Origin of the sequence: Sodalis sp. C49 (genome assembly GCF_046352915.1) — a bacterium.
Lineage (GTDB): Bacteria > Pseudomonadota > Gammaproteobacteria > Enterobacterales > Enterobacteriaceae > Acerihabitans.
This window is the reverse complement of the sequence record NZ_CP163303.1, coordinates 3077598-3101729: the sequence shown is the minus strand read 5'-3', so window position 1 is coordinate 3101729 and position 24132 is coordinate 3077598. Positions and strand designations below refer to the sequence as shown.

The 24132-nt window shown below is 60.9% G+C and carries 18 protein-coding genes; 13 read left to right on the top strand and 5 right to left on the bottom strand.

What is annotated here, in order from left to right; genetic code table 11:
- The first annotated feature begins 5 nt into the window (after nt 1–5).
- The 7 genes from ABUK12_RS13955 (at nt 6) to ygjG (ending at nt 8826) form a co-directional block, all read left to right on the top strand.
- Complete coding sequence (locus ABUK12_RS13955) at nt 6–1511, top strand: gamma-aminobutyraldehyde dehydrogenase (protein ID WP_410012422.1); 1506 nt, start codon at nt 6–8, stop codon at nt 1509–1511.
- Nucleotides 1512–1515: 4 nt separating this feature from the next.
- Nucleotides 1516–2667 (top strand): putative ABC transporter substrate-binding protein YdcS, encoded by a 1152-nt coding sequence (gene ydcS, locus ABUK12_RS13950; RefSeq protein WP_410016652.1) that lies wholly within the window; start codon nt 1516–1518, stop codon nt 2665–2667.
- A 56-nt stretch (nt 2668–2723) separates the two neighbouring features.
- On the top strand, nt 2724–3749 hold the full coding sequence (locus tag ABUK12_RS13945) for an ABC transporter ATP-binding protein (RefSeq protein ID WP_410016651.1): 1026 nt from the start codon (nt 2724–2726) through the stop codon (nt 3747–3749).
- A gap of 5 nt (nt 3750–3754) precedes the next feature.
- The gene (locus ABUK12_RS13940) at nt 3755–4702 is read left to right on the top strand and encodes an ABC transporter permease (RefSeq protein ID WP_410012421.1); all 948 of its coding nucleotides are present in this window, start codon (nt 3755–3757) and stop codon (nt 4700–4702) included.
- Nucleotides 4692–5498: an ABC transporter permease gene (locus ABUK12_RS13935; RefSeq protein WP_410012420.1), complete on the top strand. Its 807-nt coding sequence runs from the start codon at nt 4692–4694 to the stop codon at nt 5496–5498. The genes ABUK12_RS13940 and ABUK12_RS13935 overlap by 11 nt, the downstream gene beginning before the upstream one ends.
- 15 nt (nt 5499–5513) lie before the next feature.
- On the top strand, nt 5514–6938 hold the full coding sequence (gene patD, locus ABUK12_RS13930) for an aminobutyraldehyde dehydrogenase (protein WP_410012419.1): 1425 nt from the start codon (nt 5514–5516) through the stop codon (nt 6936–6938).
- Nucleotides 6939–7377: 439 nt separating this feature from the next.
- Nucleotides 7378–8826, top strand: a complete 1449-nt coding sequence (gene ygjG / locus ABUK12_RS13925) for a putrescine aminotransferase (protein WP_410016650.1) — start codon at nt 7378–7380, stop codon at nt 8824–8826.
- A 131-nt stretch (nt 8827–8957) separates the two neighbouring features.
- Here the strand turns inward: ygjG and satP are convergent, their stop codons facing one another.
- From satP to malK, 4 genes are all read right to left on the bottom strand, one after another.
- Nucleotides 8958–9515 (bottom strand): acetate uptake transporter, encoded by a 558-nt coding sequence (gene satP / locus ABUK12_RS13920; protein WP_410012418.1) that lies wholly within the window; start codon nt 9513–9515, stop codon nt 8958–8960.
- Nucleotides 9516–9751: 236 nt separating this feature from the next.
- Complete coding sequence (malM, locus tag ABUK12_RS13915; RefSeq protein ID WP_410012417.1) at nt 9752–10663, bottom strand: maltose operon protein MalM; 912 nt, start codon at nt 10661–10663, stop codon at nt 9752–9754.
- 111 nt (nt 10664–10774) lie between these two features.
- On the bottom strand, nt 10775–12064 hold the full coding sequence (locus ABUK12_RS13910) for a maltoporin (protein ID WP_410012416.1): 1290 nt from the start codon (nt 12062–12064) through the stop codon (nt 10775–10777).
- A 39-nt stretch (nt 12065–12103) separates the two neighbouring features.
- Complete coding sequence (gene malK, locus ABUK12_RS13905; RefSeq protein ID WP_410012415.1) at nt 12104–13213, bottom strand: maltose/maltodextrin ABC transporter ATP-binding protein MalK; 1110 nt, start codon at nt 13211–13213, stop codon at nt 12104–12106.
- Between the two features lie 456 nt (nt 13214–13669).
- On the opposite strand from malK, the gene malE reads away from it, so the two are divergent.
- The 5 genes from malE (at nt 13670) to ABUK12_RS13880 (ending at nt 18463) form a co-directional block, all read left to right on the top strand.
- Entirely contained in the window at nt 13670–14863 is a 1194-nt protein-coding gene (malE, locus tag ABUK12_RS13900) for a maltose/maltodextrin ABC transporter substrate-binding protein MalE (RefSeq protein ID WP_410012414.1), read from the top strand.
- Nucleotides 14864–14928: 65 nt separating this feature from the next.
- Nucleotides 14929–16500 carry a maltose ABC transporter permease MalF gene (gene malF, locus ABUK12_RS13895; protein WP_410012413.1) on the top strand — a complete coding sequence of 524 codons (1572 nt, stop codon included), beginning with the start codon at nt 14929–14931 and terminating at the stop codon, nt 16498–16500.
- A gap of 11 nt (nt 16501–16511) precedes the next feature.
- Entirely contained in the window at nt 16512–17402 is an 891-nt protein-coding gene (malG, locus tag ABUK12_RS13890) for a maltose ABC transporter permease MalG (protein WP_410012412.1), read from the top strand.
- 153 nt (nt 17403–17555) lie between these two features.
- Nucleotides 17556–17996 carry an antitoxin Xre/MbcA/ParS toxin-binding domain-containing protein gene (locus ABUK12_RS13885; protein ID WP_410012411.1) on the top strand — a complete coding sequence of 147 codons (441 nt, stop codon included), beginning with the start codon at nt 17556–17558 and terminating at the stop codon, nt 17994–17996.
- Complete coding sequence (locus tag ABUK12_RS13880) at nt 17993–18463, top strand: RES family NAD+ phosphorylase (RefSeq protein ID WP_410012410.1); 471 nt, start codon at nt 17993–17995, stop codon at nt 18461–18463. Before ABUK12_RS13885 ends, ABUK12_RS13880 begins: the two co-directional genes overlap by 4 nt.
- On the opposite strand, the gene malQ is transcribed toward ABUK12_RS13880, so the two are convergent.
- A complete protein-coding gene (malQ, locus tag ABUK12_RS13875) occupies nt 18460–20541 on the bottom strand; it encodes a 4-alpha-glucanotransferase (RefSeq protein WP_410012409.1) in 2082 nt (693 codons plus the stop codon). The genes ABUK12_RS13880 and malQ overlap by 4 nt on opposite strands.
- Nucleotides 20542–20794: 253 nt before the next feature.
- On the opposite strand from malQ, the gene malT reads away from it, so the two are divergent.
- Nucleotides 20795–23509: an HTH-type transcriptional regulator MalT gene (malT, locus tag ABUK12_RS13870; RefSeq protein WP_410012408.1), complete on the top strand. Its 2715-nt coding sequence runs from the start codon at nt 20795–20797 to the stop codon at nt 23507–23509.
- Nucleotides 23510–24132: the final 623 nt, after the last annotated feature.

Below are 24132 nucleotides of genomic sequence, written 5' to 3'. Positions count from 1 at the left end.
ACGCCGTGACCGACCTTTCCCTGTTAAGCGAGACCCGTTGGCTCAACTTCATCGACGGCGCAACCGTCGCCGGCGAAGGTGCCGCGCAGCCGATTATCAATCCCGCCACCGGCGCGGTCATCCTTGCGCTTAACGAAGCCGGCGAGGAGCAGGTGATCGGCGCGGTTAACGCCGCGCATCGCGCCTTTGCGCACTGGTCCGCCACCACCCCGGCCTTTCGCGCCGGCATCCTGCTGGAGATCGCGGCCGTCATCGACCGCCACGCCGGTCTGCTGTCCGGGCTGGAAGCGCTGAACTGCGGCAAGCCCCTGCACCAGGCGCGGCAGGACGATATCGTCGCCGCCGCCGACGTGTTCCGCTTTTTTGCCGGGGCCGTGCGCTGCCAGCAAGGACAACTGGGCGGGGAGTATATCGCCGGCCATACCTCGATGCTGCGCCGCGACCCGCTCGGCGTGGTGGCCTCCATTGCGCCCTGGAACTACCCGCTGATGATGGCCGCCTGGAAAATAGCCCCGGCGCTGGCGGCGGGCAATACGTTGGTCTTCAAGCCCTCCGAACATACCCCGCTATCGATCCTGGCGCTGATGTCCCGGCTGGACGGCCTGCTTCCCCCCGGCGTGGTTAATGTTATCTCCGGCCGCGGCGAGACCACCGGCGCGGCGCTGGTCAATCATCCCCTGGTGCGCATGATTTCCGTGACCGGCGATACCGTCACCGGTCAGAAGATCCTCCAGGCGGCGGTCGGCGGCATCAAGCGTACCCATCTTGAGCTGGGAGGCAACGCGCCGGTCATCGTCTGCGACGACGCGGATCTGCAGGCGGTGGTGGAGGGGATCCGCCGCTATGGCTATTACAACGCCGGCCAGGACTGCACCGCCGCCTGCCGCATCTACGCCCAGGCCGGCATCTACTCCCGGCTGGTGGACGCGCTGGGGGAGGCGGTGGCCGGCCTGCGTTATGCCCGGCCCGATGATGCAGACAACGAGCTTGGTCCGTTGATTTCTTCGCGTCAGCGCGACCGGGTGGCCAGTTTTATCGAACGCGCGCTGGAACAGCCGCATATCTCCCTGGTCACCGGCGGCCAGGCCCACGCCGGCCCCGGCTTTTATTACCCGCCCACGCTGCTGGCCGGCTGCCTGCAGCACGATGAGGTCATCAAAAAAGAGGTGTTCGGCCCGGTGGTCAGCGTCACCCGCTTCGAGGATATCGCCCAGGCGCTGGCCTGGGCCAACGACTCGGAGTACGGCCTGGCGTCCTCGGTCTGGACCCGTGATGTCGACCTGGCGTTTTTCCTGGCCTCGAAGCTGCAATACGGCTGTACCTGGATCAATACCCATTTCACCCTGGTCAGCGAGATGCCGCACGGCGGCCTGAAAGGCTCGGGCTACGGCAAGGATCTTTCCGGCGAGGCATTGCAGGAGTACAGCGTGGTGCGCCATATCATGGCCAAATTCGATACCCGTTTTCCCACCCGCCCCCCGACCCCGAGACAGGAGACAGGCAATGAATAAAATAATGCGGTCAAGCGCCTTATGTATCAGCGTGTTATGTATCAGCGCCCTGGCCCGGGCCGCCGATCTTCCCACCCGGCTGGGTGAAAACGAAGGGCGGGTGGATATCATCGCCTGGCCCGGTTATATCGAGCGCGGCCAGACCGACAAGCAGTATGACTGGGTGACGGCGTTTGAAAAGGAAACCGGCTGCCAGGTCAACGTCAAGACCGCCGCCACCTCCGACGAGATGGTCAGCCTGATGGCCAAGGGCGGCTACGATCTGGTCACCGCCTCCGGGGACGCCTCGCTGCGCCTGATCCTCGGCAAACGCGTCCAGCCGATCAATACCGCCCTGATCCCCAACTGGAGCAAGATCGATCCGCGCCTGACGGGCGGCGCCTGGTATAACGTCGACGGCAAAACCTATGGCGCCCCGTACCAATGGGGACCCAATCTGCTGATGTACAATACCCGGGTATTCACCACGCCGCCGGACAGCTGGTCGGTGGTATTCGAGCCGCAAAACCTGCCGGACGGCAAAAGCAATAAGGGCCGGGTACAGGCTTACGACGGCCCGATCTATATCGCCGACGCGGCGCTGTACCTGAAAAGTACCCAGCCGCAGCTCGGCATCAAGGACCCCTACCAGCTCAATGAAACCCAGTACCAGGCGGTGCTGGCGCTGCTCAAACAGCAGCATCCCCTGATTCACCGCTACTGGCACGACACCTCGGTGCAAATGAGCGATTTTAAAAACGAAGGGGTGGTGGCGTCCGGCGCCTGGCCTTATCAGGCCAATGCCCTGGCGGGCGAGGGGCAGCCGATCGCCACGGTGATCCCGAAAGAAGGGGTTACCGGCTGGGCGGATACTACCATGCTGCACAGCGATGCCGCCCATCCCAACTGCGCCTACCGCTGGATGAACTGGTCGCTGGAGCCGAAAGTGCAGGGGGATGTCGCCGCCTGGTTCGGGTCGGTGCCGGCGGTGCCGGAAGGCTGCAAGGCCAGTACCCTGCTGGGGAGCAAAGGGTGTGAAACCAACGGCTTCAGCCAGTTCGACAAAATCGCCTTCTGGAAAACGCCGATGGCGAAGTGCGACAGCGGCAACGGCGGCCAGTGCGTATCCTACAGCCGCTGGACCCAGGATTATATCGCCATGATGGGCGGCCGTTAGGGCGCCGGTAATTTGCCCGCGGCGCCTGCGCCGGGGCGCCAGCAGGAGGGGCCATGATGAACAGTGCGGTGAGCCTGGATAACGTAACGCGCCGTTTTAACGGCGTTGCCGCCGTGGACGGGGTATCGCTGGATATTCCCGACGGGGAATTTTTCGCGCTGCTGGGGCCGTCGGGTTCCGGCAAAAGCACCTGCCTGCGCCTGATTGCCGGCTTTGAGCAGCCGGACGGCGGCGTTATCCGGCTGCACGGCGTCGACACCGCCAACCTGCCGCCCTATCAGCGCGACGTCAATACCGTGTTCCAGGATTATGCCCTGTTTCCCCATATGTCGCTGCTCGACAACGTGGCCTATGGCCTGATGGTCAAAGGGGTGGGGCGCGCCGAGCGCATGGCCCGGGCCCGGGCCGCGCTGGCGCGGGTGGCGCTGGGCGATGTGCACGATCGCAAGCCGGCCCACCTTTCCGGCGGCCAGCGCCAGCGGGTGGCGCTGGCGCGCGCGCTGGTCAACGAACCGCGCATCCTGCTGCTGGACGAACCGCTGGGGGCGCTGGATCTCAAGCTGCGCGAACAGATGCAGGGCGAGCTGAAAACCCTGCAGCGCGAGCTGGGAATCACTTTTATTTTTGTCACCCACGATCAGGGCGAGGCGCTTTCCATGTCCGACCGGGTGGCGGTATTTAACCAGGGACGCATTGAACAGGTGGATACGCCGCGCCGGCTTTATCTTCAGCCCAGAAGCCGGTTCGTCGCCAATTTTGTCGGCAGCGCCAATGTGATTGGCGGCGAGCTGGCCCGGGAACTGACCGGCGAAAACGGCCTGTTCGCCGTGCGGCCGGAGTTTGCCCGCATCAGCGTAGCGGGCGCGCCCGCGCCGGCCGGCGAGCTGTCGGTTAGCGGCGTTGTGAGCAATATCCTGTTCCAGGGGGCGATGACCCGCTATGAGCTGGTGTTGGCGGAGGGAACCCATTTTTCCGTCAGCGAGACCCATCCGGTACGTTCATCCGGCCAGGAAGGGATTGCCCTCGGCCAGCGGCTGACCGCGTCCTGGTCCCGGGCGGCCATGACCGTCCTCGAGGAGTAAGGAGTATGGCTATGAGCCTGGCCGATCGGCCGCAAACCGCCCGGCGCCCGGGCCGCGCGATAGCGACATTCCTCTACCGCAGGCCGGCGGTGCTGCTGGCGTTACTGCTGCTGCCGCCGCTGATGTGGTTTGTCATCATTTACCTGGGCGCCTTGCTCAGCCTGCTGTGGCAGGGCGCCTATACCTTTGACGATTTCACCATGACCGTGCTGCCGGAGCTGACCACGGCCAATATCCTCGCGCTGTTCAGTCCGGCCAACTACGACATTATCCTGCGCACCCTGGCGATGGCGGTGGCGGTCACGCTGGCCAGCGCGCTGCTGGCGTTTCCCATCGCCTGGTATATGGCGCGTTATACCAGCGGCCGCTGGAAGGCGTTTTTTTATATTGCGGTGATGATGCCGATGTGGGCCAGCTATATCGTTAAGGCCTATGCCTGGACGCTGCTGCTGGCCCATGACGGCGTGTTGCAGTGGTTTTTACAGCATCTCGGCCTGCAGCCGGCGCTGCAGGCGGTGCTTACCGTGCCGGGCATCGGCGGCAGCACCCTGTCCACCTCCCATTTGGGCCGCTTTATGGTGTTTGTGTATATCTGGCTGCCGTTTATGATCTTGCCGATCCAGGCGGCGCTTGAGCGCCTGCCGCCGTCGCTGCTGATGGCCTCCGCCGATCTTGGCGCCCGTCCGGACCAGACGTTGCGCTATGTGGTGCTGCCGCTGGCGGTGCCGGGCATTGCCGCCGGCTCCATTTTTACCTTTTCGCTAACCCTGGGCGATTTTATCGTGCCGCAGCTGGTGGGGCCGCCGGGTTATTTTATCGGCAGCATGGTTTACGCCCAGCAGGGCGCCATCGGCAATATGCCCATGGCGGCGGCGTTTACGCTGGTGCCGATGGTGTTGATCGGTTTGTATCTTACCCTGGCCAAACGTCTGGGGGCCTTCGATGCGCTCTGATCGCGCGCCGCTGGCGCTGAGGCTTGCCGCCTGGGGCGGTATCCTGTTCCTGCATTTTCCCCTGGGGATCATTGCCCTGTACGCCTTTAACACCGAGGACGCGGCGTTCAGTTTTCCGCCGCGGGGATTTACCCTGCACTGGTTTGAACTGGCCGCCGGGCGCCCGGATATTTTGTCCGCCCTGTGGCTGTCCCTGCAGGTGGCCTGCCTGGCGACCCTGATTGCCCTGCTGCTGGGCACCCTGGCGGCGGCGGCTTTGTACCGGCGGGATTTTTTGGGCAAACAGGCCATCGCCATGATGATGGTGCTGCCCATCGCCCTGCCGGGCATTATCACCGGCATCGCCCTGCTGTCCGCTTTCAAGGCGCTGGATATCAGCCCCGGCCTGATGACCATCGTTATCGGCCATGCCACTTTCTGCGTGGTGATTGTTTTCAATAACGTTATCGCCCGGCTGCGCCGCACCTCTTTTAGCCTGATCGAGGCGTCGATGGACCTGGGCGCCGACGGCTGGCAGACCTTCCGCTATGTGGTGATGCCGGGGCTGTCCTCGGCGCTGCTGGCAGGCGGCATGCTGGCGTTCGCGCTGTCGTTTGACGAAATCATCGTCACCACCTTCACCGCCGGCCATGAGCGCACGCTGCCGCTGTGGCTGATGAACCAGTTGGGCCGTCCGCGCGATGTGCCCATCACCAATGTCGTTTCCCTGCTGGTCACCCTGGTGACCATGCTGCCGATACTCCTGGCCTATTACCTGACACGCGGCGGCGAGGGCGTGGCGGGCAGCGGCAAATAACCCAAGGACTCTCCTATGCATGACACATTATTGATAGACGGCAGGTCGGTGACGGGCGCGGGCAAACCGACGCCGGTGATAAACCCCGCCACCGGCGAAACGATTATCACCATTAACGAGGCCAGCCTGGAGCAGGTGGACGCGGCGGTGCTGGCGGCGGACGCGGCGTTTGAAACCTGGGGGCAAACCACGCCGAAAACCCGCGCCACGCTGTTGCTGCAATTGGCCGACGCCATCGAGCGCCACGGCGAGGCGCTGGCGCGCCTGGAATCCCTGAACTGCGGCAAGCCGTACCACTGCGTTATCAACGATGAAATCCCGGCGGTGGCGGACGTATTCCGTTTCTTTGCCGGCGCGAGCCGCTGCCTGGGCGGCAGCGCCGCCGGGGAATACCTGGAAGGGCATACCTCCATGATCAGGCGCGATCCCATCGGCGTCATCGCCTCCATCGCGCCCTGGAACTATCCGCTGATGATGGCGGCGTGGAAACTGGCGCCGGCGCTGGCCGCCGGCAATTGCGTGGTGTTCAAGCCCGCCGAGCAGACGCCGCTGACCGCGCTGTTCCTGGCGCAGCTGATGGCGCCGATCTTGCCGGCGGGGGTGGTCAACGTGCTGTTCGGCACCGGCGCGGAAATGGGCGACGCCCTGACCGGCCATGAGCGGGTGCGCATGGTATCGCTGACCGGTTCGATTGCCACCGGCGCGCATATCCTGTCCCATACCGCCGGGGGGATCAAAAAGACCCATATGGAGCTGGGCGGTAAGGCGCCGGTGATTGTGTTTGACGATGCCGACATCGACGAGGTGGTGGACGGTGTGCGCACCTTCGGATTTTATAATGCCGGCCAGGACTGCACCGCCGCCTGCCGGCTGTATGTGCAGCGTGGCGTTTACGATGCGCTGGTGGACGCCTTGGGCAAAAGCGTCGCCACCCTTAAAACCGGCGATCCGGCCGATGCCGGCACTGAACTGGGGCCGTTGATTACCGCTGAGCACCTGCGGCGGGTCAGCGGGTTTGTCGAGCGCGCCAGGGCGTTGGCGCATATCCGGGTGATTACCGGCGGCGCGCCGATCGACGGACCGGGTTTCTATTTTGCCCCCACGGTGCTGGCCGATGCGCGCCAGGAGGATGAAATTGTCCAGCGCGAAGTGTTCGGGCCGGTGGTGACCGTCACGGTCTTTGACGACGAAGCGCAGGCGATACGCTGGGCCAACGCCTCCCCCTACGGCCTGGCCTCGTCGGTATGGACGCGGGATATCGGCCGCGCCCATCGGGTTAGCGCCCGTTTGCAGTACGGCTGCACCTGGGTCAACACCCATTTTATGCTGGTCAGCGAAATGCCCCACGGCGGCCAGAAGCTGTCCGGCTTCGGCAAGGATCTGTCGATGTACGGGCTGGAAGATTATACCGCGGTGCGGCATGTCATGATTCGCCATTAGCCGCGGCTTATCACTCCGGTCGGCGGCGGGAATAGGGTTTTTCGCCGCCGCGCCGGGGCCGCGAAAAAATTGCCATAAAAAGCGCTGCCATCGACATAAAAAGATTGCCGTTCCGCTCCGCGTCTGTTATAAAATTCTGCGTTCAAATATTATTGGCTAAATATCACTGGTCAATTGCACCTATTTAATGCAGGCGCGATCTATTATGGTGCATGGTTATTTTCGCAATAAATCCCCCTTATATTTCCTTTGGCAGTAATCAGCATTTCCGGCCGCGGTTCTTCTCTCTCCCTATGTGAATAACTTTTTTTATTGGTCTTATTTATATTTTGTTCTAAACCTAAGCATGTAGTTACAGTTGGCCCGGACGCTGCATCTGTCAGATCGATATCATATGATATCTCCTTCCAAGGAGCTTATTTTGTCTCGTTCAACCCCCATGCTTACCCCGTTAGAATGTACTCAGCAGGCGCTTTCGTGGATTGAGAAAAAAACGCTGACGCATGATGAGATGGTTAACCTGAATAAGGAAGTGATAAACAATTTTAAAGAGTATGTGAATCCTGGTTTTCTCGATTACCGTAAATCCGTGACGGTAGGCGGGGATTACGGAGCCGTAGAATGGCGGGCCGGCGGTCTTAATACGCTGGTCGACACCCAGGGCAGGGAATATATCGATTGCCTGGGTGGTTTCGGCATATTTAACGTGGGGCACCGTAATCCAAAAGTTCTTTCCGCCGTCGAAAACCAACTGGCGAAACAACCGCTGCATAGCCAGGAACTGCTTGATCCGCTGCGCTCCATGCTCGCCAGGACCCTGGCGGCGGTCACCCCCGGCACGCTGAAATACAGTTTTTTCAGCAACAGCGGCACCGAGGCCGTCGAGGGCGCGCTGAAGCTGGCCAAGGCGTATCAAACCCCGCGCGGCAAAACCACCTTTATCGCCGCCACCGGCGCCTTTCACGGCAAAACCCTCGGCGCGCTGTCCGCCACCGCCAAATCCACCTTTCGCCGTCCTTTTATGCCGATGCTGCAGGGTTTCGATCATGTGCCGTTCGGCGATATCGGGGCGATGCGCGATCATGTCTATCGCTGCCGGTCCACCGGCGCGGACGTGGCGGCGGTTATCCTGGAGCCTATCCAGGGGGAGGGCGGGGTCATTATTCCGCCGGAGGGATACCTGACGGCGGTGCGGGCGCTGTGCGACGAGGTGGGCGCGCTGCTGATCCTCGACGAAGTGCAGACCGGCATGGGCCGCACCGGCCGGATGTTTGCCTGCGAGCACGAAGGCGTGCAGCCGGATATCCTGTGCCTGGCCAAGGCGCTGGGCGGTGGCGTAATGCCGATCGGCGCCACCGTCGCCACCGAAGAGGTATTCTCGGTGCTGTTCGAGAACCCGTTTTTGCATACCACCACTTTTGGCGGCAATCCGCTGGCCTGCGCGGCGGCCCTGGCGACCATTAACGTGCTGCTGAGTGAGGATTTGCCGGCGCAGGCGGCGCTTAAGGGCCAGATTTTGCTTAGCGGTTTCGCCCGGCTGGCGTCGGCGTATCCAGAGTTTATGGTGGAGGCGCGCGGGCGCGGGCTGTTGCAGGCATTGGAATTCAGACGCAACGATATCGGTTATGCCTTTGCCCAGGGTATGTTCCGTCATCAAATCCTGGTGGCGGGTACGCTGAACAATTCCAAAACCATCCGCATCGAGCCGCCCCTGACCATTACCCCCGAGTATTGCCAGCAGGTGCTCGCGGTAGCGGAACGGGTACTGGACCAGATGCGCGGCAAGGAACCGGCCCATTACAAAACGCCGGCGACGACGGTGGCGCAGCCGCAAACGCAGGCACACATACCGTTCCCCTTGGCCGCCTCGACCGGCCTGACCGCATAAGACGGACCCGCCGTTGGCGCTTGCGGGAGGGGTTGCCGTGTCGGCGCGGGTTTTGCCTAGGCGGCATAAAGCTTACTCCTAGGCGCCCCCCCACCGGTTCGGCATAAATCCCGCGGTAAGCGTCGTGATGCTCAGCCGACCGGCATCACCTGGCGGCCCAGCTGTTCATTGACCACCTGCGCCATGGCCAGATAAATGGCGCTGGCGCCGCAGAACAGGCCTTCATAGCCGGCAATGACGATGATCTGATGATTGCCGGTAATATTGCCGGCGGCCAGCAGGGCGAACAGCACGGTCAGGCTGCCGAACACGATTTGCAGGCCACGGCTGGATTTAAGGGTGCCCAAAAACATAAACAGGGTAAAAATGCCCCACAGCGCCAGGTAAACGCCTAAAAATACCGCGTCGCTCGGCTCGGCCAGGCCCATGCGCGGCAGCATCAGAATCCCCACCAGGCTCAGCCAGAACGCGCCGTACGAGGTAAACGCCGTGGTGCCGAAGGTATTGCCGTGCTTATATTCCATAATACCGGCGATGATTTGGGCAATGCCGCCGTAAAAAATCCCCATACTGATAATGATCGAGGTTAAAGGGAAAAAACCGGCGTTATGCAGGTTTAGCAAGACGGTGGTCATCCCAAAACCCATTAATCCCAGCGGGCCGGGGTTCGCCAACTTAAAGGTATGCATATATCCTCAGCAGAAAAAAGCAAAATGAAGTGGACTGACTGTCCTGTTGCGTCCCGCGACGGCGAAGATGGCTCTGCGGCCGAAGGAGGGCTGCGGCATCATAATGACCTTGCACGGCTGAAACAATGATTTAGATTAGTGCCGGGTGATTTTTGCCGGTTTTTGCCGGCCGGAAAAAAAAAGGTGCGCCTGGGCGCACCAATATTCTGCCAAATATCAGCAGTATCGGGATAACCTTACCCCTTGCCTTTTACACTACTGATAAATGTTTGCCGCGCCGATGACGATCCCAGCCGCTCCGCTTCGTTGAGCAGCTTCAGCGCCTTATCGATATTACCGTCGCGCACCGCTTGTTTAATGGCTTGATTAAAATAGCTCTCGGTATCGTTAAGCATCGGCGCGGCCGGTCCCGCTGCCGCTGCCTGGGGCGCCGGCGCCGGCGGCGCGGTATTGCCGACCACGACCGGCTGCGTCTCGGGGCCGGAGAAGATCTGGCCGATGGTGATATTGCCGCTCTTCTGTTCCGCCTCCACTTTTAACCTGATGGTGCCGGTGTCGCTATGGCGGCCGATGGGATCGGGAATATCGGGCACCGCATTACCGACGCCCTCGGCGTAGGCCTTGGCCGGATTGGTCATGGTGGTGGTGGTCAGCAGGTCCTGGCGGGTGGTATAGATCAGCAGGTAGATTTGTTTCTGTCCCAGGGCGGGGGTGAGCTTAAGCGTGCCTTCCAGCCGGTCCATCGACATGCCGCCCGGTTTTTCATAGGGGAAATAGCTGCTGGGGAAAAACGCCGCCGGACGCAGTTGTTCATCCAGCACCAGCACGTTGGGGGCATAGATCGACTGGCCTTTAGCCAGGCTGCTGAGGGTGATGGCCAGCGATCCGCGGTTGGCCGGCAGCGTAATGGCGGCCACCGGCCCGGTGATATCGCCCATCTGGATGCGGGGCGAGGCGGCGTCGAGAATGATTTCCTGCCTGGCCGGGGGCATCAGCGTCTGCCAGGGCAATTGCCGCAAGGTGGACTGCGGTATCACCGGCGCCACCGACATATCTTGGGGGTTGGTCAGGGTATCCGCCAGCGTGGTGGCCGGCAGGGTGGCGCTCAGTGCGGCCATCAGGCACAGGGAAAGTATTTTTATTTTCATTATTATCGCCTTTTCAGCGTGACGAGCGACGGGCCGTCGCCGGGCAAGTAGCGCCGGCCCGCCAGGTACTATCCCACGCGTCCTACCCCCGGGGGCGGGACGCGCCGGAGATTATTTCCACCAGGCTTCCATCTGCACGCCGAAGGAGACTTCATCATCCTTACCGCGGCTGAAGGTGGTCGAGCTGTTATCGCTATACGCGATGCCGTTGGTAAAACCGGCGTCGTTATTGCCATAACCCCATTTTTCATTCCATTTGGCGTAGGTGGCGAACAGGCGGATCGCCGGACGGGAGAAGATGCTGTCCCCGGCCTGCCACTGCTGCGCCAGCGTCACTTTATACTGATCGTTGCGATCGCTGGTGCGCTGGGATTTGACATTGTCGTAGCCGACTTCCAGCAGGGTGCTCATGATCGGGGTCCATTTGTACATCGGGCGTATGCCGACGGTGTACCAGGTGGTGCCGTTATTGTTATCGCGGTCGATATCCTGGTACATGCCGACGTACATCATTGCCCACTTGTCGTTGAAGTCCAGGCCGCCGTGATCCAGCACGCGGATCATATGGCCGTCGTTATCGACGTAGGAGCCGTGCGGGCGCCCGGTATTATCGGTGGTCATGGCGTCGGTGGCGTATTGCAGCACAAACTTGTTAAAGCCGTTGCCGATGGTCTGGGTATGCTCCATCGTGGCCATGGTGCCGTCTTTGGTGGCCCCGTCCGCCAGATTGAAATTGTCCTGCACGTTGGCGCGGCCGTAGTCCACGCCGAATTCCAGCTTGCCGCCGGGGTTGGTTTCCAGTTCGGCGATACGCACGTCGTAGATGTCGTTAATGGTCGGCACCTGGTTGAGCTGGTTATCGATATAACCATAAGAGCCGCCGGACTCGCTGTTGCGCGTTACCGCCAGGGACAGCTTGCCTACGCCCAGATCGATATTTTCCAAACCGGCGCCGGGACCGGAAATGTCCCAGTAGTAGAAGTCGATCATATGGACGTCGTGACGCTGATAGAAACGTTTCCCGGCCCACATATTGGCGCCCGGCAAGGCGTCGATCAGATTCTTGCCCACCACGTTGACTTCGCGGAAGCTGGGTTCCAGCGGTTCGTCATCGTTACGCTGGGAAACGGAGTACCCCACGTTGGTATCGAAGTAGAAGCTCTTGTTGCCTTCGCGCCACAGCTCCTGCCCGAGTTTTAATTCGGCGTAGGTTTCGCATTCGTTGCCGAGACGGTATTTACTGGAGGCGCCGGTGGCCTTGAAGCATTGCTGCTCGCCGCCGCTCCCGGTCCAGCCGATGCCGGAACGGGCATAACCGCCAAAATCCACCGCCATCGCCTGGGCGGAAGCCGCGCCGGCGATGATTGCCACTGACAAAGGTAAAATGCGTAGGTTAGTCATTATTTTCTCCTGATTATTATTGCCTGCGGACAGGCAGACTTATACGCCCGGTTCCTGATGTAACCGTCGGCAGGCGCTGCCATCCTCGCGGAATAAATGGCAGCGCTCGGGCGGCAGGCCGATAGCGAATTGGGCACCCTCGTTTACCAGCACCACGTCATTCTGGCGATAAACCAGATTGAGGCGGAGCGAGGGAATTTGAATATGGATCAGGGTTTCATACCCCAGTTGCTCCACCACCTGCACCACGCCTTCCAGGACGACATCGGCGATGTTGCCGGCCAGCAAATGCTCGGGCCGGATACCCAGCGACATCGTGGCGCCGACCTCCACCCGGCTGCTCTCCACCGGCAGCCACACTTTCTGGCCGTTGTGCAGCGCGATCTGCACCTGGTCGATGGCGATGGCGGTGACTTTTACCGGCAGGAAATTCATCTTCGGCGAACCGATAAACCCGGCGACAAACCGATTTTCCGGGTAGTGATACAGCGCCAGCGGCTTGCCGACCTGCGCCACGCGCCCGCCGTCGAGCACCACGATTTTGTCCGCCAGCGTCATGGCCTCGGTCTGGTCGTGGGTGACGTAAATCATGGTGCGCCGCAGGCGCTGGTGAAGACGTGAAATCTCGATACGCATCTGGACGCGCAGCGCGGCGTCCAGGTTCGACAAGGGTTCGTCTAGCAGGAACACCTGCGGCTCCGCCACCAGGGTGCGGCCGATGGCGACCCGCTGGCGCTGCCCGCCGGATAACGCTTTGGGGCGGCGGTCCAGCAAATGGCCGAGCTGGAGAATCTCCGCCACCTGGTTTACCCGGCGCGTTATTTCCTCTTTTTTCACCCGGGCCAGCTTCAGGCCGAAGGACATATTGCCCGCCACCGACAGGTGCGGATAAAGCGCGTAGGACTGGAAAACCATCCCGACCCCGCGTTCGGCGGGCGGCACGTCATTCATCCGGCGATCGTTGATTTTCAGCTCGCCGGAGGTGATGTCCTCCAGCCCGGCAATCATTCTCAGCAAGGTGGATTTGCCGCAGCCCGACGGGCCGACAAACACCACGAACTCCCCTTCGCCGATATCCAGGTTGATATCGCGGGAAATCACGTTTTCACCGTAGCTTTTGCAGATATTGCGCAGCGTCACGCTTGCCATAGACCCGGATTCCTGCCTCTGTTTACCCTGCCGCCCGGCGGTGCGGCGGCAGGCTGACATCAAGTGTCGGCAAGTGTGAGGGAAATGCGCGGCAGGGAAATCATCCGGGACGGTTTTTTTCAAGGGGGAGGCGGCGGGATGACGGCAAAGCGCCATTCACGGCCGCGTCGGCGGCGAGCCGGCAAAAACGTGACGGCGGCGGCAAATATCCAGCATGCTTTTTGTGGCTTGCCCCGCAAATTGTCCACGGAGTGTTAATGCGGTCACATCGGGAGGCGCAGGGGCGTAGGACGGGGGAGGATGAGCGCGCCTGAGGTTAAACGCAGTATGTCCGGTGTATAAATTCACCACAGCTTTCCGTGCGCCCCGAACATCGCCGGGCAGGTTGCAGGTGCGATGCCTGTCGGGACCCGCTTTGCGCGCGTTGGGAACGCTGCCACCAGTAAGGATGGAACTATGACCCGCATCAAATGCACTCTCCGTACCCTGGCGCTGTCGTCCCTGATGTCGGCGATGGCCTGTTCTTCGGCGTTCGCCAAAATAGAAGAAGGCCGGCTGCTTATCTGGATCAACGGCGACAAGAGTTACAACGGCCTGGCTGAAGTCGGCAGGAAGTTCGAACAGGATACCGGCATCAAGGTGAGCGTAGAGCATCCCGATAAGCTGGAGGAAAAATATCCCCAGGTGGCGGCCACCGGCGACGGACCGGATATTATCTTGTGGGCGCACGACCGCTTTGGCGGTTATGCCCAGTCGGGCCTGCTGGCGGAAGTGGCGCCGGATCAGGCGTTCCAGGATAAGCTGTTCCCCTTTACCTGGGACGCGGTGCGCTATAACGGCAAGCTGATCGGCTATCCCATCGCGGTGGAGTCCCTGTCGCTGATTTACAACAAGGATCTGGTCGGCGCGCCGCCGAAAACCTGGGAAGAGATCCCGGCGCTGGATACCCGACTGCGCGCCAAAGGCAAAAGCGCCATTATGTGGAACCTGCAGGAACCCTACTTTACCTGGCCGATTATCGCCGCCGCCGGCGGTTATGCCTTCAAGCCGGAAAACGGCGGTTACAATATCAAGGATGTGGGGGTGAACAATGCCGGCTCCCGCGCCGGGCTGCAGTTTATCGTCGATTTGGTCAAAAGCGGGCATATCAGCGCCGATACCGATTATTCCGTCTCCGAAGCCGCCTTCAACAAAGGACAGACCGCCTTGACCATCGACGGCCCCTGGGCCTGGGGCAATATGGAAAAAAGCGGCGTTCACTACGGCGTGGCGCCGTTGCCTACCTTCCAGGGCCGGCCGTCGAAACCTTTTGTCGGCGTGCTAAGCGCCGGGATTAACGCCGCCAGCCCCAATAAGGAACTGGCGAAAGAGTTCCTGGAAAATTACCTGCTGACCAGGGACGGACTGGATGCGATGAATAAAGACAAGCCGCTCGGCGCGGTGGCGCTGAAAAGCTATCAGGCGGAGCTGGCCAAGGATCCCCGGATCGCCGCCACCATGGCGAATGCGCAACAGGGTGAAATCATGCCCAATATTCCCCAGATGAGCGCGTTTTGGTATGCCGAGCGCAGCGCGGTGGTCAACGCCATAAACGGTAAACAAAGCGTGCAGGCGGCGCTGGACGGCGTGAAGGACCGCATTACCAAATAATCCGCCGGCCGCCGTCACGGGGCCTGCGTTCAAGCGGGTTGTCATCCGCCGTTATAGGAAGGGTTATGTCAAACACCGGCTCGGTTCCTCTGTCCCGCAAGCCCGCGCGCTGGCGGCATCACCGGTTTGTGAAGTGGGCGGTCGTGATTTTTTGCGCCCTGGCCATCGCCTGGATGGTGATACCGCTGTATGCCCGGGGTGAATATCTGTTTGCCCTGCTGACGCTCATCCTGACAAGCGCGGGGCTGGCCGTTTTCGCCAATGCCGGGGCCTATGCCTGGCGCTATGTGTATCCGGGACTGGCGGGCGTGGGGCTGTTTGTGTTGTTTCCGCTGCTGTGCACCGTCGGCATCGCCTTTACCAACTACAGCAGCGTCCATCAGCTGTCCTTTGAGCGCGCGCAATCGGTGCTGCTGGATCGGCAGTTGCAAATCGGCAAAGCCTACGCCTTCAGCCTGTACGGCCAGGGAACCGCATGGCGGCTGGCGCTGGCCGATGCCGACGGCGGACGGTTATGGGTCTCGCCGGCGTTCAGCCTGGACGGCGGCCGGGACCAGACGCTAATGATGTCGCCGAGCGACGCGCCGCCGCCGGGAGAGCGCGGCACGCTCAGGGTGGTAACACAGTATCGCCAGGCCCTCGGCCGGCTGACGCTGCAATTGCCCGACGGCGCCCGGCTGCGCATCAGCTCGTTACGGCAATTTTCCGGCCTGCGGCCGCTGTATACGCTGGGCGGCCAGGACCGCCTGACCGACAGCCGCACCGGGGCCGTCTACCGGCCCAACCGGGCCACGGGTTTTTACCAGGCGGTCGATGCCGAAGGCCATTTTGTCGCCGGGCAGCTCAGCCCGGGTTATACCGTGCCGGTGGGGTGGCAAAATTTTATGCGGGTGGTAGAGGATCAGGGAATCCGGCAGCCTTTCCTGGCCATATTTGTCTGGACCATTGTGTTTTCGTTGCTGACCGTGGTCCTGACGGTGGCCATCGGCATGGTGTTGGCCTGCGTGGTGCAATGGGAGGCGCTGCGGGGCCGCGCTTTGTACCGGCTGCTGCTGATCTTGCCGTATGCCGTGCCGTCGTTTATTTCAATATTGATTTTCAAGGGATTGTTCAACCAGAGTTTTGGGGAAATCAATATGCTGCTGAACGCTGTGTTCGGCATCCGGCCCGCCTGGTTTCAGGATCCGCTGCTGGCGCGGCTGATGCTGGTGGTGGTGAACGCCTGGCTCGGGTATCCCTATATGATGATTTTGTGCATGGGGCTGCTGAAATCCATACCCGATGACTTATACGAAGCCTCGGCCATGGACGGCGCCGGACCGTTACAGAATTTTTTCCGTATTACGCTGCCGCTGCTGCTCAAGCCGCTTACGCCGCTGATGATCGCCAGCTTTGCGTTTAATTTTAATAATTTTGTGCTGATCCAGCTGCTGACCAACGGCGGGCCTGACCGCATTGGCACCAGCACTCCCGCCGGTTATACCGACCTGCTGGTAAGTTATACCTACCGTATCGCCTTTGAAGGCGGCGGCGGGCAGGATTTCGGCCTGGCCGCCGCCATCGCCACCCTTATTTTCCTGCTGGTGGGCGGGTTGGCGATACTGAATGTGAAAACGGCGCGTCTGACATTTGATTAAGGAGGTCCCGGGTGGCTATGGTGCAATCTTCATCGCGTTTTCTGCGGCTGGCGGCGACGCACGTGCTGCTGCTGGGTTTTATCGCCCTGATCGTGTTTCCATTGCTGATGGTGCTGGCGATTTCACTGCGCGTCGGCAACTTCGCCACCGGCAGCCTGATCCCGCAGCAGATATCCCTGGAGCACTGGCGGCTGGCGCTGGGTTTGAGCGTACGGCACGCGGACGGCAGCATAACCCCGCCGCCGTTCCCGGTGCTGCTGTGGTTATGGAACTCGGTAAAGGTGGCGACCATTACCGCCCTGGGCATCGTGGCGCTGTCCACCACCTGCGCCTACGCCTTTGCCCGCATGCGTTTTCACGGTAAAAGCGCGTTGCTTCAGGGCATGCTGATTTTCCAGATGTTCCCGGCGGTACTGTCGCTGGTGGCGCTGTACGCGCTGTTTGACCGGTTGGGTCAGTATCTGCCGTTTATGGGGCTTAATACCCATGGCGGGGTGATCTTCGCCTATCTTGGCGGCATCACGCTGCATGTCTGGACCATCAAGGGCTATTTCGACACTATCGAGGGTTCGCTTGAGGAAGCGGCCGCGCTGGACGGCGCCACGCCCTGGCAGGCGTTCCGGCTGGTGTTGCTGCCGCTGTCGGTGCCGATACTGGCGGTGGTGTTCGTGCTGTCGTTTATTGCCGCCATTACCGAGGTGCCGGTGGCGTCGCTGCTGCTGCGCGATGTGGATAATTTCACCCTGGCGGTGGGCATGCAGCAGTATCTCAATCCGCAAAACTATCTGTGGGGGGATTTTGCCGCCGCGGCGGTACTGTCCGCCCTGCCCATCACCCTGCTGTTTTTGTTGGCCCAGCGCTGGCTGGTAAGCGGTCTTACCGCCGGGGGCCTGAAAGGTTAAGCCACTGTTGTTGTTCTTGCGTACGTGTCTGTGTCTGTGTCCTGTGTTTTTGGCGACGTTATGTCGCCATTTTTTTGCCGGGCACGAAAATATTGATTTTTTCTGCCAAATGTCTATCATGAAGTATGACATTTGGCAGAAAGTGAGGCGTGCATGAAAATATATACCCCTCCCGTAATGAAAGAGCCCGCACATAGCCTGTGGGCCTCCGCTCATTTGCCGGATGCGTCCGGTCCCGAGCTGCGTCATCTGATGATGGAAGGGCTTGAAGTGTCGGTAATTGATAATATCAGGTCCATCGTCGGCTTCAAAAGAGAAGAATTTTTGGCGACGCTTGGGTTAAGTGGACGCAGCATTGCCCGGCGTAAAGAGAAGCTCTCTCCGGCTCAAAGTGAATCTATTACCCGTTATGTTACCGCCTTTGATATGGCTTTAGCGCTGTTCGGCAATGACTTCCAGAAAACCATTGCCTGGATGAACAAACCTGCCAAAGTTTTAGGCGGCGAAACACCCAATCAGGCGATTGGCACTGAAACCGGTGCCCGTGATGTGGTCAGTTTGATTGAAGGCATTAAACATGGAGTTGTCATGTGATCTTGTATCGATTTTGCCAGAAGCAATATATCGCCACCGCGTGGAGTGGCGTTGGCGCTTTTAACAGCTCGGTGGCAAGATGGAACAGAATGGGTACGCCGATGGTGTATATCTCCTCGGCAGTGTCACTGGCCATTCTGGAAGTATTAGTGCATTTACAGGACGAATCCATATTAGATTTTTATCAGTTAATGAGTATTGACGTACCCGACGATTTCATTGTCAAGCTCAATGCGCAAGATCTTCCTGCTAACTGGAATGCGCCGGTGCCGATTCCCGCCACCAAGGATATCGGCACACAATGGTTTCAGGGAAAATCGAGCGTCGGGCTAATGGTGCCTTCCGCCATTGTGCCTATGGAATACAATGTATTGATTAACAATGAGCATCCGGCGTTTGCTGGTTGTCTGGCGTCGGTTACGCCGCTCGAATTTACCTTTGATCCAAGGCTGAACCCCAGCCTCTAACGCAACTGGCGACGCCGGTTGATATCCCGCAGCAGGGCATTGATGCCCTTATCGGCGAAAATCTCCTCCAGGCCGCGCGTCAGTTTGCGGCGCCAGTTCGGATACCCATCGCTGGTGCCGGGCACGTTGACCGGCGTGGTGATATCCAGCCAGTCCTCGGGCTGTAATCCCAATAACGCGCTGCCGCTGTCGGCCAGATAGCGGTGAATGGCATGGTTAAGCATGCGCGACATCGGCAGGCCATCGGCCCGGCGCGATACCCGCCGCGGCAGGCCGCCGTGACGGTGCAGGGCGTCCAGCAGCCCCTGGCGCGCGCGCCGTCGGTCCTCATGCAGATAATGCAGCACCGCCGCGTCGGGATACAGTCCCAGCGTTTTGCCAAGGCTGAGATCGCCGGCGCCCCAGTAGCCGCGCAGCGTCGGTAAATCATGGGTGGCGGCGGTGGCCATCGACTGCGGCGGGTAGGCTTCCGGCGGCTGGAAATGATGCCGGGCGTCCCGCTCGAAATAGAGCACTTTATAGGAATAAACAGCGCTGTCGCGCAGCCGCGCGAGGATTTCATGCGGCACGGTGCCCAGATCCTCGCCGATCACCAGGCACTGGTTGCGCAGGCTCTCAAGCGCCAGGATGGCGAGCAAATCGTCCAGCTGGTAGTGGACGTAGGCGCCCTGTCCGGCGGTATCGCCGCGTGGGATCCACCACAGGCGCAGCAGCGACATGACGTGATCGATGCGCAGCGCGCCGCAGCCCTGCATATTCGATCGCACAAGATCGATAAACGGCTGGTAGCCGCGGGCGGCCATCACCCGCGGATCCATGGGCGCCAGCCCCCAGTTCTGCCCCTGCGGACCGAGCACATCCGGCGGCGCGCCTAGCGCTACCTCCAGGCAATATAATGCCGGATCGCTCCAGGTTTCCGCGCCGCCGTCGCTGACCCCCACCGCCAAATCGCGGTATAAGCCGAGAGGCATGCCAAGCGCCCGGCAGAGCGCAGAACATTCGGCAAACTGACGGTCGGCCAGCCACTGCAGCCAGAGATAAAATGCGATCTCACCGGCATGCCGCCGGCGAAACGCCTGCGTTCCGGCGCCCTGGCTGGCGCGGTACTCGGCAGGCCAGTCCTGCCAGCGGCGCCAGGACGGATCCCGCGCCAACAGGTACGCGTGCAGGGCGTCAAATTCAGCCTGATGGCGCAGGCTGTCGCCGCCCAGGCGCACAAAAGCGGCAAACGCCAGGCGCTGCGCGTCCTGCTCTCCGCGCAGGCTGAACTGTTGCCAGCACAAACGCAGCGCGGCTAATTTCAGCGCGCCGACCCGGGGATAATCCACCTCGGGAGCGGCGCGCGCCAGCGCCAGCGCTTGCTGCACCTCTTCGCGCGCCCACCATGACCGCGCCGCCGGGCTAAGGTGGAAATCCTCCAGGCTATTGATATCGATATACAGCATATTCAGCCAGCGCCGTGACGACGGGCTGTAGGGACTGGCATCGCCCGGCGTGGCCGGGCAGAGCGCATGGATGGGATTGAGACCGACAAACGCGCCGCCGCGCCGGGCGACTTCCCGCACCATCGTTTTCAGATCGCCGGTATCGCCGATACCCCAATTGACCGCCGAACGCAGCGTATAGAGCTGGATGCAGGCGCCCCAGAGCTTTTGCCCGGCCAGCAGCGCCCCTGGCTGAAAACAGCGGGGCGGGGCGATGATTACCCGGCAATGCCACTCCCGCGCGCCCTGGCTTAACGTTAACCGGTGATAGCCGCACGCCAGGGTGTGGGGCAGCGATAGCGGCGATCCGGCGCTTATCTCGCCCTGAAGGGTTCCGCCCTGCTCGGTGCGCAGTTGCCAGCGGTAATCGCCCCGGCCGCCGGGCGTCAGCGCCGCCGGCGCATCCCGGCGCCAAACGGCCACCGGCGGCAGCGGGTCCTGCGAGACGGCCGCCAATCCGGACCCGCGCCCCATGGCGTCCAGCAACCGTCGTTTGGTTTGTGCCGAGATGGCCTGCCGCTGGCCCAGTGCATTGATATAGTCGCTGCCGATACCGGCCTGGGCCGATATCTGTTCCAACAAGAGTTCTTCCATTATTTTTCCCGCGGTGGATAGCCGTCGCCCGTTTGCCGCCACCGGCCATCATGACGCGGCATAGGGCGTTTTTCATCCTCCCGGCGGCGGGTTAAAAGGGGAGGAGCGCCAAGGCTGAGTTAAAATTGTGATAGGGCGCAATTTACTAAAATGGGATATGGATAACCTTAGGTAATAATTATTTACATTATAATTACAATGGTTAACAGTTAGTTTTAGCACATTGCTGTGTACCCCTGGGGAAATAAAAACAATGCTAATCCCATCAAAACTGAGACGGCCAGTGAGGCTGCAAAGTGCCGTGCCGCGCCAGCGTTTGCTGGACCGGCTGGATAGCGCGGCGAACTATCGCCTGGCGCTGATTACCAGCCCCGCCGGTTACGGCAAAACGACGCTTATTGCGCAGTGGGCGGCGGCGAGGCAGGATCTGGGCTGGTATTCCCTTGACGATAGCGATAATGAACCGGAGATCTTTGCCAATTACCTGGTGGCGGCGATCCAGCAGGCGACGGGCGGCCATTGCCTGCGCAGCGAAGCGCTGGCGCAGAAGCATCAGTATGCCAGCCTGGGAACCTTGTTTGCCCAGCTGTCGGTGGATCTGGCCGACTGGACCACGCCGCTTTTCCTGGTCATCGACGATTACCATCTGATCACCAATACGGTTATCCATGACGCCATGCGCGGCCTGCTGCGCCAGCAGCCGGATAGCCTCAAGCTGGTTCTGCTGTCGCGCAACCTGCCGTCGCTGGGCATCGCCAATCTGCGGGTGCGCGATCAACTGTTGGAAATCGGCAGCCAGCAGTTGGCCTTTACCCATGAGGAGGCCAGGCAGTTTTTCGCAGGACGCCTGGATATGCCCATCGCAGCCCAGGACAGCAACCGGCTGTGCGACGAGGTCGCGGGCTGGGCGACGGCGCTGCAGCTGATTGTGCTGTCTTCCCGCCAGTCCGATACCCCGGCCAGCAAAACCGCCCGGCGGCTGTCGGGCATTAATGCCGGTCATTTGTCCGATTACCTGGTGGATGAGGTGCTCGATCGGGTCGATGGCGCCACCCGTCGTTTCCTGCTGCGCTGTTCGCTGCTGCGCTCGATGAACGATGCGCTGATTGACCGGCTGATGGGCGAGGGAAACGGCCAGCAGCGGCTGGAGCAGACCGAACACCAGGGGCTGTTTATCCAGCGTATGGACGACAGCGGCGAATGGTTTCGTTTTCATCCGTTATTCGCCAGTTTCCTGCGCCAGCGCTGCCAGTGGGAACTGGCGGCCGAGCTGCCCGAGATCCATTGCGCCGCCGCCGAGGGCTGGCTGGCGCAGGGCTATCCCGCCGAAGCCATCCACCACGCGATGGCGGCGAATGATGTGGGTATGATGTGCCGGATACTGCTTGATAGCGGCTGGACGTTATTTAACCATGGTGAGCTGGCGTTGCTGGACCGTTGCCTGAAGCATTTGCCCTACGACGTGCTGATCCTGCGGCCCAGGCTGGTGTTGCTCAAGGGCTGGCTGGCCCAGGGCCAGCACCGGAGCGCCGAGGTGGCGAGCCTGCTGGCCCATGACAAAGCGGAGATGGCGCGGCGCAAACTCGATCTTGCCCCCTGGCTGGTGGCGGAGTTTAACGCCCTGCTGGCGCAGGTGGCGATAAATACCGGCAAGCCCCTTGAAGCGGAATCCCTGGCGGCCGAAGCGCTACGGTTTTTGCCGCAGTTTAATTATTACGGCCGTATTGTCGCCACGTCGGTGACCGGCGAAGTCGCGCATTGCCAGGGACAGTTGGTCAAAGCCTTGAGCATGATGCAGCAGACCGATCGGATGGCCCGCCGGCATGGGGTGTATCACTACGCCTTGTGGGCCTTGCTGCAGCAAAGCGAAATCCTGATAGCGCAGGGGTATTTGCAGGCGGCGTATGAAATACAGGATAAGGCGTTCGAACTGGTGGGCGAGCAGCATCTGGAACAATTGCCGATGCATGAGTTCCTGCTGCGTCTGCGCGCGCAGCTGCTGTGGTCCTGGGCGCGCCTGGACGAGGCCGAACAGGCCGCCAGCGCCGGGCTGAAGGTGCTGGAAAGCGCCGAACCGCAGCAGCAGCTGCAGTGCCTGGCGATGCTGGCCAAAATCGCGCTGGCGCGCGGCGATTTCGATAATGCCCGCAGCCATCTGCACCGTTGCGAGAACCTGATAAGCGGCGCGCAATACCATAGCGATTGGGTGACCAATGCCGATAAGCCGCGGGTGCTGTTCTGGCAACTGACCGGGGATGTCGATGCCGCCGCGAGGTGGCTGGACCAGACGGTGAAACCGGATAACGTCGATAACCATTTTTTGCAGGGGCAGTGGCGTAATATTGCCCGCGCCCAGATTCTGCTCGGCCAGTTCGACGAGGCGGAAGTGGTGCTGGACGAGCTTAATGATAATGCCCGACAACTGCATTTGGTGAGCGATCTTAACCGTAACCTGTTGCTTAATAATCTTATTTATTGGCGCACCGGGCGCAAGAACGATGCCCAGCGGGTGCTGATGGAGGCGTTGTCGTTAGCCAATCGCACCGGTTTTATCAGCCATTTTGTTATTGAAGGCGAAACGATGGCGATGCAGCTGCGGCAACTGCTGCAGCTCGGCGTGTTGCCGGAGCTGGAACAACAGCGGACCCGGCGCATTTTGCGCGATATTAATGCCCATCATCGCCATAAGTTCGCCCATTTCGACGAAGATTTTGTCCAGCAATTGCTGCATCATCCGCAGGTGCCCGAGTTGATTCGCATCAGTCCGCTGACCCAGCGGGAGTGGCAGGTGCTGGGGCTGATTTATTCGGGTTACAGTAACAACCAGATTGCCGGCGAGCTGGACGTGGCGTCGACCACCATCAAAACCCATATTCGTAATCTTTACCAGAAGCTGGGGGTGGGGCAGCGGCAGGACGCGGTGCAGCAGGTGAAAAAGATGCTGACGATGATCGGTTATGCGGTATAAGGCGCGTATCGATTACGCGTCCGGGCTGTTGACGGCGCCGGCGCTTGTTTTCGTTCGGGCGTGATGGGTAAAGGGGGGCGGTATTACAGCGGCCTCGTGGCGGCTTGAGCCCGGTGGGCAAAGGTTTTGTTTGCGGTCAGCTGAATGTTGCGTCGGGGAGGTTTCGCTTGCCGTGTGCGGGGGAGGCTTATACTGCCGAGGCGGAAGGTTCGCTTGCGGGGGAGGCTTATGCTGCGGCGGTAGGAGGTTCGCTTGCGGGGAGGCTTATGCTTCGGCGGCGGGAGTTTCGTGTGCGGGTAGGCTTATGCTGCGGCGGCGGGAGTTTCGTTTGTGGGTAGGCTTATGCTGCGTCGGCGAGAGTTTCGTTTGCGGGTAGGCTTATGTTGCTGCGGCCTCCTTGTCGCTTGCCGGCACCTGGCACGACATAAAACAGCCGAACGCATGGCAAGCGAAACCCTCGCCGCGACAGCATAAACCTCCCCGCAAGCATCAGCCAAACCCCCGCCGCGGCAACATAAACCTCCCTGCAAACGAAACCCTCGCCGCGACAGCATAAACCTCCCCGCAAGCATCAGCCAAACCCCCGCCGCGGCAACATAAACCTCCCTGCAAACGAAACCCCC